Consider the following 14,702-nt stretch of genomic DNA (forward strand, 5'->3'; position numbering starts at 1 on the left):
GGAGTGTTCTGATGACACGGCATATCGACTGCAAACGGTCGTTGAAGCCGCCGCGGCGCATAACCGGGGCGGCTTTGTTGACCTTGCGTAAGCCGAGGCGTAGGCTCTTCGATGACGGGGTTGAAATGAACCTCGCTTCGGGGGGATACACCGGAACAAAGGGGACCGGGCGCGCAAAAGACGCCCATCCGGCAGCCTTCCGAAACGGTTTCGGGAGGCAAGTTATGGGGCAGAACCACGGGTTCCCGGCACGGCGTGACGGGAGCGGAGACCTCCATCCCGGCGCACGCGCCAGGCGCTTTCTTACAGGCACCGCCGTCATTGCGCTCGCCGTCATGGCGGGCTTTTCAGCACATGCGCCAGCGAGCGCGCAGGAAAACGCGATCATCCAGCCGGGTTTCATGGCCGTGACCGGTTTTCCCGGCACGCTCATCCCCGGTTTCGTGGAAGGTCTTCTGCCCGGCGTCGACCCGGTGGACGAAACCTTCATCGACACCGAGCGCGCCTCGTTGCGCATCTTCGACATGACCTGGCTCGGCGCCCCACCTGAGGGGCAGGTGGTCTTTACGCCACCGCCCTTCGAAGTGCCGGCCTCCGAAATCGGCCAGGTGTTCGGCCTTGCCTATGATGACGGTAGGCGCGAAGAGACCACGGCCATCGTGCCGAACCTCTATGCGGCGGCCACGTCCCTGCACGGCCTCCAGATCGTCACGGAAGACGAAGACGAGGACGGGCGGCCCGAACGACAGCGCCGCGGCGAAGCCGGCGCACGCTTCATGGATGGGCAGTTCGGCGAGAAGAATGGCGGCGGGCCCGGTTCGATCTGGAAAATCGACGGCATCACCGGTGCCGTGACCCTGTTTGCCAATATCGACACCAACAGCGGACCCGGCATCGGCAACATCGCCTTTGACCGGTCACACCGCCAGTTCTTCGCTTCCGATCTAGACAGCGGTCTCATTCACCGCATCGACATCGACGGCAATCTCATCGACACGTTCGATCATGGCGTGAACGGCAGGCCGGCACGCGGGCTCGATCCCGTGGCTGACGATGGCGCCGTGATGGACATACAGGGTGCTGCTTTCGACGCGGAAGAGCCGAAAAGCTGGGGCTACACGCAGAAAGAGCGCAGCGTCCATGGCCTCGCCATGCATGGCGGACGCCTCTACTACGCCGTTGGTGAGGAAGCGGAAATCTGGTCCGTGGGCATCGCCCGCGACGGCACCTTCGCCGGCGACCCGCGCTGGGAGCTGACGGTGGAAGCGGAGGAAGATCTTCCGGTCACCGACATCGCCTTCGACACGCGCGGCTTCATGTACCTTGCCCAGCGGGGCGAGGTCGAAAACCGCTATGACTACTCAAGCTTTGCCGACAGCGGCGAGGCGTCGGTGTTGCGCTACTGGCGCGAAAGCCCCGACGATCCCGAAACCGAAAGCATCTGGGTGCCGGCACCGCAGGAATATGCAGTCGGTTTTCCCGAACCATACCGACAGGGGGCCGGCGGCATCGATCTGCAATATGGCTATGACGCCGAAGGCTTCTTCAACCGCAATGCCTGCGCGGCCACGCTGGTCAAAACCGGCGACAGGCTGCGCGACAACCCTGCCCTTGAAGACCAGCTCATCGAAGGCGGGCCGCTTGCCGTTCATGGCGTACAGCTTACGAGAAGCACGCTCGTGCGGCCAAAAAACGAACCGCCCTTCGGCTCGTGGTTTGCCGATTACGACGGTTTCTTCGAAGACCCGGAGGTCAAGGGACATGTCGGCGACGTGGAGGTCTGGCGTCCCTGTGAGGGCCGCGCCGGCTACTACGAGCCGATCCCCTATCCGGGCGACATTCCCGTCCCCGGCTGGCCGCCCGGCTTCCCGCCGCCCAACGATCTCCCGCCCTGTATCGAGCTGGAGACGGCTGCGTATTTCTGTACGCCTGCAGGGCTTGAAGCCGATCTCTACATCCATGACCGCGCCGGCATCGGTGGCGATTCGCTTTCCGCGAAATCGCTGACGCCCGGCGTTGGCGTTTCCCCGTCCAAGCAGACGGTCCCCAGCCTGGCCACGCCGTTCACTCTCGGCATCAACGGCCACATCCCGGGCGAAACCGTCGATCTCGGCCTGTGCTTCTATAAGCAGTCCGACGCCGAGGCGGGTGGCTACTTCCCCTGTTGCAAGGTGACGTTGCCGCTTGAAACGCCGCTTGAATCCTGTGCGCCGTGAGGAGGGAGAGATGATCATGTTCACTTTTCCCACCGACCGGACCACGGTCGACAACGTCATGGAGACGATCATGAAACCCCTTGCAGAAAAAGCGCGCTCGCCGCGCTGGCTGCTGGTGGCGGGCATGGCGCTCTCCACCGCGCTCATACCGCTTTCCGGCATCAATCAGGCCAGAGCACAGGACCGGACGATCGAGGAGCTTGAGGTTCTCGAAACGCCGGGCGACGCCGAAGGCCCACGCATTGAACTTGAACCGGAAGTGCCCGAGGTCGAGCCTGATCTGACGCCTTTCCTTGAAAAGCGTGGAACACAGCTCAATTGCGATTATGTGGAATACCGCCTGCGCCTCGGCGTGCGCGGCACACCTGACATGATCGCCCACCCGGGCCTCGACGCGTTTCTCACCAATGTAACCTTCGAGTTTACCGATCAACTTCCCGCCAATCTGTCGATTGTCGACGCCACTTTCAGCGGCGACATCATCGGTGTCGGCGGTGGAGCCGTTCCACCCCATGTGGTCAGCACAAGCACAACCCTTGATGACACGCTCACCCAGTCGGACTTCCACCTTTCCGCCGCCGATCTCGACGGCGACGGCAGTCTGACCGAGCGCGCCATCGACATCACCATCAAGGCAAAGATCGACCAGGCGGCGTTCCCTGCCGCAACCAATGTCGACAATCAGGCCAATGTGGCCGTGATCCGCACGGCAACCGGCGGGCTTGTAGCCACCATTCCGTCGCACGATCCCGCCCTGCCGGACGACGGTGACTGGAAGACGGGCGACCCGACCACCATCACCATCGATGTAACGGACTGCGATCCGCCGCCACCTCCCCCGCCCGGCGACGGGCCGGAAGAAGCCTGTTTCTCGGTCGAGACCGGCGAGGTGGACTGCCTTCCCGGCGGCGGTGCCTATATCTATCGCATGGATGTCGGCCCGGAGATGGCAGGCAATGTCGTCACCGTGACCTCCACCACACCCGGCATCACCATCGATCCGCCGAGCCAGCCCGTTCCGGCCGGCGGCGGGACGCTGGAATGGGAAATCACCGGTGCACTGCCCGGCGATACGGTGCATCTGATCGTCACCGGCATCGAGACCTATGCGGGTCCGGCCGAGGGCGTTGGGCTGTGCTGTTCACAGGTGGTCGACATTGAAATCCCTGAAGACCTCGAATGTCCGCCCGACGATGAAGGCGAACCCGACATCAAGGTCGAGAAGCGCGCCGATGAGGCCGAATGCGAGATCGACGGTTCGTGCGATTTCACCATTCGCATCTCCAATGCGGGTGACGCCCCTTACACCGGCAAGATCGTGCTGGATGAGGTAACGACGCCCGGCAATGCAACGGTGGTCTCAGGGCCAAATGCGCCATGGACCTGCGTTCCGATGATGAGCCCCATGTCGTGCGAGCACCCCGAAACGACCCTCAATCCGGGCGAGTTCGTGGAGCTGAAACTCGGCTTCCAGCCGGGACCGGCATGGAGCTGGAGCGCGATCCGCAACTGCGCCGAATATGACTACACGGCCAGCGGCAAGGATCCGTTCGGCGATCCGACCAACGACAAGGCCTGCGCCACAATCGCGATCTGCCTGCCAGGCGATCCGGCCTGCACGCCGCCGGAGAACGACATTCCGGATATCGCCGTGCGCAAGCGGGCGGAACCCACGGTCTGCACGCCGGACGGTCTCTGCACCTACGTCGTGACCATCCTCAATGCCGGTGCCACACCGATCAACGGTCCCGTCAGCTTCGTGGACACGTTCCCGGCCGGTGATGTCGCTTCGGCATCGTTCAGCCCCTCACCGCCCTGGTCGTGCGCGCCGCTCGCCGGCAACACGTTCCAGTGCGACCATCCGGGCCTGAATCTCGTGCCGGGCGCATCGACGGACATTCTCGTGACCACAATCGTCGAAGACTATCCGACAAACGAGGTCGAGAACTGTGCGAAGGTGACCGCGCTTGAAGGCGAAACCAATCTCGCCAACAACGAGGCGTGCGCGACGGCGACCATTCCGGGCATCCCGGGCGGCCAGCCGCAAATGCGCATCCAGAAGACCTGTGAGCCCACCGTCTCGCTCGCCGAAGGTGTGGCCTGCCGGATCACGGTCAGCAATGCCGGAACGGCAGCACCCGTCGGCCCGGTTCGCGTCAACGACGCAGCCGAGATCATCGGCAGTGGTGCACCGGTCGAGGTCCAGTCTGTCACACCTGACGGTCCGGAATGGTCGTGCGGCGCGGTGCCTGCGGCAAATCTCACCTGCGAGATTCCCGGCGCCGTCATGACACCCGGAACCGCGCGGCACTTCGATGTGACGGTCAATGTCTCACCCAATGAGCGTTTCGAGAACTGCGCACGCGGTTCCTTCGGCCCGGCTCCGGGAGACGACATCGTCTATCCCATCGGCGAGGCCTGTGCTCAGGGCGGCACCCGGATCTCGGTCGAGAAGACCGGTGATGCAGAGTGCCTGCTTGGTCAGCCCTGCACGTTCCAGATCACCATCCGCAACGAAGGTCCGTCATCGATCTCAGGTCCGGTTCGCATCGGCGATGCGCTTCGGGTCGAAGGGTTTGGCGGCGTTCCGGCCCGGATCGTTTCGGTGAACCCGCCTTTCGGCTGTTCGCCCGAACCGACCGAGCTTCCCTTCGCCTGCGAAGCCGACCTCACCCTTGCCAGTGGCGAGAGCCGCACGCATGAGGTCGTTGTCGAGCTGCCGGAAGATGGCGGCCTCGCCAACGAAGTGGGCAATGGTGCATCGGGACGCAACTGCGCTGCGGTGATCGACCGTCGAGCGGATGTGCGCACCGCGCCCTCGCTCTCCGGTGCGCCGGAAACAACAGGAGATGGCCGTGCCTATGACTGCCACGACTTCACGGTTCTGGCGGATGAGGATGAGGACCAGCAATGTTCGCCGGGTCTCGTTCTCAACAATGACGGGCGCTGTGTCTGTCCGGAAGGCACCACCTTCCGCAACGGCCAGTGCGTTGGCACGCAGACCGCTCCGGTTCCGCTGCCTACGCCCCGACCAACACCGCCGCGTGAGCCCGATCCGAAGCCGCAGGCAGATCCCCGGCCGCAATGCCGGCTCCTGCCGGGTCAGATCCGCACGCGCGATGGCCGCTGTGTCTGCCCACGCGGAACGCGCCTGGCCAACGGCCGCTGCGTCAAGCCGCAGGTCGAGCGCGAATGCCCGCGCGGCACGACGGGCACACCGCCCAACTGCCGGCCGATCCGCCAGCAGTGCCGCCTGCTTCCGGGCATGATCCGCACACAGGACGGACGCTGCGTCTGTCCGCGCGGAACACGTCTGGTGGCCGGTGCCTGCCGCAAGCCGGAGGTGCAGCGTCAGTGCCCGCCGGGAACGACGGGGCGCTATCCCAACTGCGCACCCATCGTGCGGCCCCGCTGCCCGCGTGGAACGACTGGCACGTTCCCCAACTGCCGCCCGGTTGTGCAGCGCCGCTGCCCGCAGGGCACAACGGGAACCTTCCCGAACTGTCGTCCGGTCGTGCAGCGCCGTTGCCCGCCGGGCACCACGGGCAAATACCCGAATTGCCGGCAGATCCGCGTGACGCCACCGGTAAACCGGGTGCCCCGGCAGCAGCTTGATCGTCCCCTGCGCATCAATCCGCAACTCCTGCGGCCGCGCGACAAAGGCAATCAGCTCCAGTAACCGGAGCACCTCTGAAAAATGGCCCCGCCGGTTTTACCGGCGGGGCTTATACAATGCTCTGGAGGCAGGTATCTTCTCTTCACCCGCTCCCGATAGAGACATCACCGCTCCGCGGCTGCGTCCAGTTCAAATCCTGAATATCCCGGCGGGCGCACTTTCCCGGTGAGCACACGCGTTTCAATTTCGAGGCGATACCGTCCTCCCCACCTTCGCCAGTGTTTCTTGATACGCTTTTCCACCCAGGCAAGGCGGGTTCTCGCAAGCGTTCGGCTACCTTCATTATCAAGATAGCTCAGCCGAAGGACGGAGGGCTCCCTGTCGAGAATCTGGATCAGCTGGTCGATACCCGACAGCCAGCTCTGACTGAGAGCGCTTGTCCCGCGAACGAACGCATCGCTACGCAGATCCAGCCGCACAACGCGCTGGATCGATGCACCGAAATTGACCTTCATCATCTTTCCTGCCGTCAAACGTACCACACGCACATGTTCCGTCGTAGGCCGGTATCCAGAGGGCAGCGTACGGGCATCGAGCTTAATGACAAAATTGGTCCCAAGGCGCTGATCTGGTAGCGCAGCGCATGGTATGTGGAAGCGCCCGGCCGGGTCAGTTGTTATCAGCTTCCCCTCCACCACGGCCAGCCGCACGCCCGGCAGGCCAGGCTCCTCGTCATCTGGATATCCGTTGCGATTTCTGTCGTCGAAGACCTTGCCGATCACGTCACCGCAGTCGAAGACGGGTTCCGCTTCGATCTGAACGCTGGCTTTGGCTTCCGCGGAGATCCGGCGGCCGAGAGGATCGGTCAGAACCGCCGTATTGACATAGATGCCGGGACCTATGGAGGCAGGCGCGTTCATGCTCAGACGGATTTCGACGGAGCTTCGCGCCTCCACGAAAATGTCGTCGAACAGCAGCGAACGGCCGTTGACGACCGGGGCTGCCGGTGCTCCGTCAACCACTGCAGAACCCTCAATGAAGCGGAACCCGGCGGGAAGCTGATCCTCGACTTTCAGTCCGCGAACGGGCACATCGCTGTTGTTGGCAACGACGATCGTAAACGGTGCCTGTTCGCCCCGGCGGATCGTCGGTCTTTCGGCCATCTTGCTGATTGTCAGGTTTTTGCCCCCTGCAGGCAGGGTAAACGAGAACACGCTTTCGTTTGACGCGAGCTGAAATTCTTCGCCGCCGCCGTCCACAACCGAGCCATACGCGACAGCTGAGTTCCTGACAGCCTCGAGAAGTCCCGCGCCATTGTCGATGTCGGCCTGTGTGAGGAGATATGTGGCCGAGAATTGCCCCGTATCATCGGCATCCAGAGACTGGGTTTGCGGCCGGATATCAGACAATCGACCATTTGCGGCATGCCCATTAAATTCCGGACCTTCGTCCTCGATCCGAATGTCGGTTACGGGGAGTTTGCCAGTGTTGACGACTTCGTACTCATAATGGAGAACGTCACCAGGAGAAGCCAGTCCATCGCCATCGATATCGGTGAATCCGCCCGTCTTTGTCAGGCTCAGCCCGGGAAACTGGAGCGGAAGAACAACGCATTGTTCAGAGGGGCATTCCGGGTCTGCCGCATCGGGTTTTTTGGCAAGATTGACGACCGTATCAGCCGTTTCCGAAAGCCGCTCGGCGACCGAGGCCTCAACTGTCAGAACGAGCTGCCCGTCAACACTGCCCTCACGCTGCGGAACCGTTAAACCTGTCCAGTCGATGATCCCGTCAGCATGGTCTCCGCCATCGCTTGCATCGACAAACATGAGATGCGTGTCCAGTACATCACGAACGGAAAAACTGTCGGCAGCGCTGCCCGCATTGGTCAGAACGATCTCGAAAATCAGAGTTTCCCCGAGTTCTGCCAGCCCGGGAACGGCACCATCCTCCGACACGAGGGATTTGGAAATACGCACATCGGGCGGGAGATGGTTTTCGGTGCTGCACGAGATGCAGTCTCCATTGCTTGCGACCACACTGTTGGACAGTGTCACCGGCGCCCCTTCGGCCACGACTGCCGTATAAGTTATGCTGTGGCTTCCAGCCGGCATCCCTGCGGGCAGTGTAAAGGACAATTCCGGCGCCGCGCCCGTCTCCGCGGTGAATGGACCGGAATTCGTGACACTGCCGAAGTCGAGCCCGGCGCCGAGCGTATCGGTTAGAATGAGATCCTGCGTGGTCGCCCCTTCGGCAACCACGGTTGTCAGCGTGTAGGTAAGCGTGTCCCCGATCTGGACATCCGCGCCGTCTCCAACATCTGAACTCTTTGTCGTGTTGAGCCTGACAAGCGGGTTTGCTGTTGCGCACGAACCGCATTCACCCACATCCGCGACCACCGCATTGGATAACGGTCCCGACGCGTTGTCAGATACCGTCGCCGTGTAGGACACACTGTAGGTGCCGGCAGCCGTTCCGGAAGGAAGCGTGAAGGTGAGTTCCGGTGCGCCACCGGTATCGGCGGCAAACGATCCGATATCTGTTACACTGCCGAAGTCGAGTCCCGGCCCCAGCGTGTCTGTCAGGATCAGATCCTGCGTCGTCGTTCCGCCGGTAACCACGCTCGTCAGGGTGTAGGTAATCGTGTCGCCCGCCTGAACGCCAACACCATCGCCCACATCCGATACCTTCGAGGTACTGAGCTCCACCAGCGGGTTGCTCGTTGTACAGGGATTGCAGTTCCCCACATCTGCGGAGGCAGCGTTGGACACCGAGCCCGATTCACTGTCCGAGACAGTTGCGGTGTACGACACGCTGTGTGTTCCTGCCGATGTTCCTGCTGGAAGCGTGAACGACAGAGTTGGCGCCCCTCCCGTATTGGCAACAAACGCACCGGGTGCCGTCACACTGCCGAAGTCGAGCCCCGCGCCCAGCACATCGGTCAGCACCAGGTCCTGCGTTGTCGTCCCGCCTGTCACCACGGTCGTCAGCGTATAAGTAATCGTGTCGCCCACCTGAACGCCCACCCCATCGCCCACATCCGATGCCTTGGACGTGCCGAGCTCCACCAGCGGGTTCGCAGTGGCGCAGGGATTGCAGTCCCCCACATCTGCCGTAACGGCATTTGACACCGAGCCGGAAGCACTGTCCGAGACCGTCGCCGTGTAGGACACGCTGTAGGTACCCGCCGCAGTCCCCTCGGGAAGCGTGAAGGACAGGGTCGGCGCGCCACCCGTATCAGGCACGAAGGAACCCGGGGCTGTCACAGTGCCGAAGTCAAGGCCCGCGCCCAGCACATCGGTCAGAACAAGGTCCTGTGTCGTCGTCCCGCCTGTCACCACGCTCGTGAGCGTGTAAGTAATCGTGTCATCCGCCTGAACGCCAACACCATCGCCCACGTCGGACGCCTTCGAGGTGCTGAGTTCCACAAGCGGATTGCTCGTTGTACAGGGATTGCAGTCCCCCACATCTGCTGTGACGGCATTCGACACGGAGCCGGATGCACTGTCCGAGACCGTCGCTGTATAGGACACGCTGTGTGTTCCTGCCGCAGTCCCCGCAGGAAGCGTGAACGACAGAGTTGGCGCACCACCCGTATCGGCAACAAACGCACCGGGCGCCGTCACACTGCCGAAGTCGAGCCCCGCGCCCAGCGTGTCGGTCAGAACGAGGTCCTGTGTTGTGGTGCCGCCTGTCACCACGCTCGTCAGCGTGTAGGTAATCGTGTCCCCCGCCTGAACGCCAACACCATCGCCCACATCGGACGCTTTCGAGGTGCTGAGTTCCACAAGCGGGTTGCTTGTCGCACAGGGGTTGCAATCCCCAACATCTGCGGTGACGGCATTCGACACCGAGCCGGATGCACTGTCCGAGACAGTTGCGGTGTACGACACGCTGTGTGTTCCTGCCGATGTTCCTGCTGGAAGCGTGAACGACAGAGTTGGTGCCCCTCCCGTATCGGCAACAAACGCACCGGGCGCAGTCACACTGCCGAAGTCGAGGCCCGCCCCCAGCACATCGGTCAGCACCAGGTCCTGTGTCGTCGTCCCGCCAGTAACAATGGTCGTCAGCGTGTAGGTAATCGTATCGCCCGCCTGAACGCCCACCCCATCGCCCACATCCGATACCTTCGAGGTGCTGAGTTCCACAAGCGGGTTGCTTGTCGCACAGGGGTTGCAATCCCCAACATCTGCGGTGACGGCATTCGACACCGAGCCGGATGCACTGTCCGAGACAGTTGCGGTGTACGACACGCTGTGTGTTCCTGCCGATGTTCCTGCTGGAAGCGTGAAGGACAGGGTCGGCGCGCCACCCGTATCAGGCACGAAGGAACCCGGCGCCGTCACACTGCCGAAGTCGAGCCCCGCGCCCAGCACATCGGTCAGAACAAGGTCCTGTGTCGTCGTCCCGCCAGTAACAATGGTCGTCATCGTGTAGGTAATCGTATCGCCCGCCTGAACGCCCACCCCATCGCCCACATCCGATGCCTTGGACGTGCTGAGTTCCACCAGCGGGTTCGCAGTGGCGCAGGGATTGCAGTCTCCCACATCCGCCGTCGCAGTGTTCAACACCTGTCCCGATGCAGCTTCGGTTACGGTCGCCGTATAGGAGACACTGTAGGTGCCGGCAGCCGTACCTGTCGGAAGCGTGAACGACAGGCTTGGCGCTCCACCGGTATCGGCAGTAAACGCGCCCGGTGTCGTCACACTGCCAAAATCGAGCCCCGGGCCCAGCACATCGGTCAGGACCAGGTCCTGTGTCGTCGCCCCGGCGGCAACCACAGTCGTCAGTGTATAGGTCAGCGTATCTCCAGCCTGAACACCCACGCCATCGCCCACGTCAGATGCCTTCGACGTGCTGATCCCCACGAGCGGATTGGCCGTGGCACAGGGGTTGCAGTCCCCCACATCTGCGGTGACCGTATTCGACACCGAGCCCGATGCGCCGTCCGAGACCGTCGCCGTGTAGGACACGCTATACGTTCCTGCCGATGTGCCGGCGGGAAGCGTGAAGGACAGTGTTGGCGCCCCACCCGTATCAGGCACGAAGGAACCCGGCGCCGTCACACTGCCGAAGTCAAGCCCCGCGCCCAGCGTGTCGGTCAGAACCAGGTCCTGTGTCGTCGTTCCGCCGGTAACCACGCTCGTCAGGGTGTAGGTAATCGTGTCGCCCGCCTGAACCCCCACGCCGTTGCCCACGTCGGAAGCCTTCGAGGTACTGAGCTCCACCAGCGGGTTGCTCGTCGCACAGGGATTGCAGTTCCCCACATCTGCGGAGGCGGCATTCGACACCGAGCCGGATGCACTGTCCGAGACCGTCGCCGTGTAGGACACGCTGTAGGTACCCGCCGATGTGCCGGCGGGAAGCCGGAACGACAAGGCCGGCGCGCCACCCGTATCGGCAACAAACACACCAGGGGCCGTCACACTGCCGAAGTCGAGCCCCGCCCCCAGCACATCGGTCAGCACCAGGTCCTGTGTTGTGGTGCCGCCGGTAACCACGCTCGTCAGCGTGTAGGTAATCGTGTCGCCCGCCTGAACGCCAACACCATCGCCCACATCGGACGCTTTCGAGGTGCTGAGTTCCACAAGCGGGTTGCTTGTCGCACAGGGGTTGCAGTCCCCCACATCTGCGGTCACGGTATTCGACACCGAGCCCGATGCGCCGCCCGAAACAGTTGCGGTGTACGACACGCTGTAGGTACCCGCCGCAGTCCCCGCAGGAAGCGTGAACGACAGGGTCGGCGCGCCACCAGTATCCGCAGCAAACGCACCGGGTGCCGTCACACTGCCGAAGTCGAGCCCCGCGCCCAGCACATCGGTCAGAACAAGGTCCTGTGTCGTCGTCCCGCCTGTCACCACGATCGTCAGCGTATAAGTAATCGTATCGCCCGCCTGAACGCCCACCCCATCGCCCACATCCGATGCCTTGGACGTGCTGAGCAACACCTTTTGATTGACCACCGTGCAGTCAATCTCGCTGTCTACGGCCACCGCCTCGGATGAGAGCGTGAAGGAGTTGTCGTCGAAGGAGACTGTCCCCCCGGATCCCATTCCGAGGCAGATAACGTCATCGAGAACCCAATTGGGCGGCAGAGTCTCGGAGATAACCGTTTCGACGCCGACGTCTGACAGGATCTGCGTATCGCCGCGCTCCGCAACACCTTCCGATACGGTCGTGATCGTCTGGCTTTGCCAGCCATTGTTGCCAGTGAAGGTAAAGCTGCCCACATCGTCAAAGGTCGTCTTGCGGACAGTCAATCTGGGCAGTTTGACAAACTCGACCGTGCCTTGTTCCTGATCGTTGGCCGTTTCGAAATCATCGTTTGTCGGATCGCCGTCTCCGTCAGGGACAGACCGATCAAGCGAGGCGGTGATGGGATGGCTTCCCGAGACGGCATCGGAGTTGGCCACGAGCGGGATGGTGAACGTGATGCCGCCACCTGCCCCTCCGGGGGTGGCCGCGGGCGCCAGCGGCGTGTTCACCGCGCAGGACACCGTCTGTCCGGAGACCGTACATCCCGGAACCGGGCTGGCCGTCCATCCTGTCGGCACGGCAATACTTATGACAAACCCATCCGAGGCTTCAACGGTACCCGGGCCCAGATTGGTGGCACTCACCGTCATGTTCATCGTATCGCCGGGTGCATTGTAGACGCCCGTCGGCGTGGAGATGGCAATCGAAAGGTCGGGGCGACCGGCAATCGTGAGAGAACAGGTGCTGTCCTCTTGGTCGATTTTTACGATTTTGCCCGCACAACTGCCGATCTCTGCGAACGCGTTCTCCGGAATTCCGGAAGGCCGTTGCGAAGCCGTGGCTCCATAACCTGATCCCGGCAGCACATAGACCTCACTGCTGGGGCTATAGTCCGCAGGGTCGTTGTCGGACAGGGAGACATATGGTTCAACATCCTCCCCCGATAGCCCGCTTCCATTGTCGAGAAGAACATTGTCCTTGGTCAGGTTGACCAGCCAACCGGCACCACCGATGGTCTGGTCCCATGCAAAATCGGAAAAACTCAGAGCGGCCGAATGTCGGGCTTGTTCCAATTGCCCGCAATAGACATTGATACCATCATAACCCCGTCCTCCGGCTTGCCTGTGGATTCCCGAAGCAGCTCGATAGGCTGCTTCGTCGCAAAACCACCCTCTGAAATGATGGGTAGCGTTGCTTTCATTCACACCAACGGTCTGTATTCCCGCCGTCACAGACGTATCGACAGAGACCCAGTCTGAAGCTCCCAATTGAAGCGGACGGCACGCCATCCGCATGCTGGAAGCCCATGGAACTGTTGCCGAGGGTCCTACCCGATCGTACCCACCAAGCCGCTGAACAATCTGCCCGGCTGCGCAATATCGATTTCGCTTTGATCCCTGGTTTTGATAACCATACCCCAACACCTCCGGGGTCCCGTTCGTGGACGTATTTATCGTTTGAACCGTCCCGTTGGGGAGAACCGATATCGAGGCACAATACAGTCCAACCTGAGCTGTCATGCCTCGTACGCTGGACACGCTATCGCTCATGGAGACATCGGCGTGATAGAGCCCGCGAAGGACTGTGCCGGCAGGACATTTGTAACCCTCAACCGACCCCTTGTTAGACCCGATGGTGCCTACATAGTTACCGTCCCCCCGGAAACCGATGCCTATTTGAGAGAAGGCAGAATCCGAAAAAAGACAAACTACGAGAAAAAATATAAATCGTAGTAATATTCTCTCCACCGAAGGCACCAAATCTTGGAAAATATGAAAATTAATAGAAAATTAACCGGTTATGATAAAAAAACCGGAATAAAATATCAGTATCATATCTTAAAAGATGAAACTTCGAGAGAACCGGAAGAACGCCAGCACGGCCACAAATGTGGTCGATGGTGGGCCCGGAGGGACTCGAACCCCCAACCAAGCGGTTATGAGCCGCCGGCTCTAACCAATTGAGCTACAGGCCCGGTGGGCGATGGATTAATTGCTTTTTCGCCGCCGCACAAGCCATCTTGCCGCAATCGATACACAATCCATCGCTAGGTGCCCTTTCGGGACATCGCAAAAGGAGATTTCCATGACCAAATCCATCTTCCCAGCCGCATTCGCTGCTCCCATGCTTGCTGCTTCGCTGTTTGCCGCAGCCCCGGCTCACGCCGATGACAAGGACATGCGAATCATCGTGACCGGAGAGGGAGAAGCCGCCATCAGTCCCGATATGGCGATCCTGACCATCGCCGTGGTGCGCGAAGCCGAAACGGCACGCGCCGCGCTCGACGCGAACAATGAAGCGATGACCTCCGTGATCGATGCGATGAAGGGAGACGGCATCGAGGCGCGCGACCTGCAGACGGGCGGCCTGTCCATCAACCCACGCTATGTCTATCCGAACGACAAGAATGACGAGAAAACGCCACGCATCGTCGGCTACGAGGTCGGCAACACGCTCACCGTACGCATCCGCGATCTCGACAAAGTCGGTGCCATCCTTGATCGGTCGGTCACTCTGGGTGTGAATCAGGGCGGTGGCCTGAGCTTTACCAATGATGACCCGTCCGCCACCATCACCGAAGCGCGCAAGCGCGCCGTAAAAGACGCGCTGGACAAGGCGAAGACACTCGCTGAGGCTGCCGGCGTTGAACTGGGCGACATCGTCGAGATTTCCGAGCAGATGCAGCACCGTCCGCCGATGCCCTATGCCGGCAAGGCCGTCCGGATGCAGGCTTCGGCAGAGGCCGTTCCAGTGGAAGCCGGCGAAAACGCCTATCAGGTACAGGTCAATGTGACCTTCGAGCTCGACAGATAAGCCGGGCATCACGCGATAGAACACAAAAGCCGCCGGCGAATGCCGGCGGCTTTTGTGTTTGGATGGCAGGTTCCAGAAAGTGT

General features: G+C 61.7%; 4 protein-coding genes and 1 tRNA gene. 3 read left to right on the forward strand and 2 right to left on the reverse strand.

Features of this window, described 5'->3' with window-relative positions; translation table 11 throughout:
• Positions 1 to 224 precede the first annotated feature (224 nt).
• On the forward strand, positions 225 to 2,216 hold the full coding sequence (locus BLW55_RS04865) for an NHL repeat-containing protein (protein WP_090327122.1): 1,992 nt from the start codon (positions 225 to 227) through the stop codon (positions 2,214 to 2,216).
• Positions 2,217 to 2,226: 10 nt separating this feature from the next.
• Positions 2,227 to 5,895, forward strand: a complete 3,669-nt coding sequence (locus tag BLW55_RS04870; RefSeq protein WP_090327124.1) for a DUF7929 domain-containing protein — start codon at positions 2,227 to 2,229, stop codon at positions 5,893 to 5,895.
• Between the two features lie 101 nt (positions 5,896 to 5,996).
• On the opposite strand, the gene BLW55_RS04875 is transcribed toward BLW55_RS04870, so the two are convergent.
• Together BLW55_RS04875 and BLW55_RS04880 are read right to left on the reverse strand one after the other, a co-directional pair.
• Positions 5,997 to 12,878: an isopeptide-forming domain-containing fimbrial protein gene (locus BLW55_RS04875; RefSeq protein WP_177175018.1), complete on the reverse strand. Its 6,882-nt coding sequence runs from the start codon at positions 12,876 to 12,878 to the stop codon at positions 5,997 to 5,999.
• A gap of 825 nt (positions 12,879 to 13,703) precedes the next feature.
• Positions 13,704 to 13,780: transfer RNA gene (locus BLW55_RS04880), tRNA-Ile, on the reverse strand.
• Between the two features lie 110 nt (positions 13,781 to 13,890).
• On the opposite strand from BLW55_RS04880, the gene BLW55_RS04885 reads away from it, so the two are divergent.
• A complete protein-coding gene (locus BLW55_RS04885; protein WP_007007500.1) occupies positions 13,891 to 14,619 on the forward strand; it encodes an SIMPL domain-containing protein in 729 nt (242 codons plus the stop codon).
• Positions 14,620 to 14,702: the final 83 nt, after the last annotated feature.

It is taken from the genome of Nitratireductor aquibiodomus (genome assembly GCF_900105565.1).
In the GTDB taxonomy this organism is placed as follows: Bacteria; Pseudomonadota; Alphaproteobacteria; order Rhizobiales; family Rhizobiaceae; genus Nitratireductor; species Nitratireductor aquibiodomus.

Coding starts and splice junctions, on each gene's coding strand:
- BLW55_RS04865 (WP_090327122.1), top strand. CDS start 225: ATGGGGCAGAACCACGGGTTCCCGGCACGGCGTGACGGGAGCGGAGAC.
- BLW55_RS04870 (WP_090327124.1), top strand. CDS start 2,227: ATGATCATGTTCACTTTTCCCACCGACCGGACCACGGTCGACAACGTC.
- BLW55_RS04885 (WP_007007500.1), top strand. CDS start 13,891: ATGACCAAATCCATCTTCCCAGCCGCATTCGCTGCTCCCATGCTTGCT.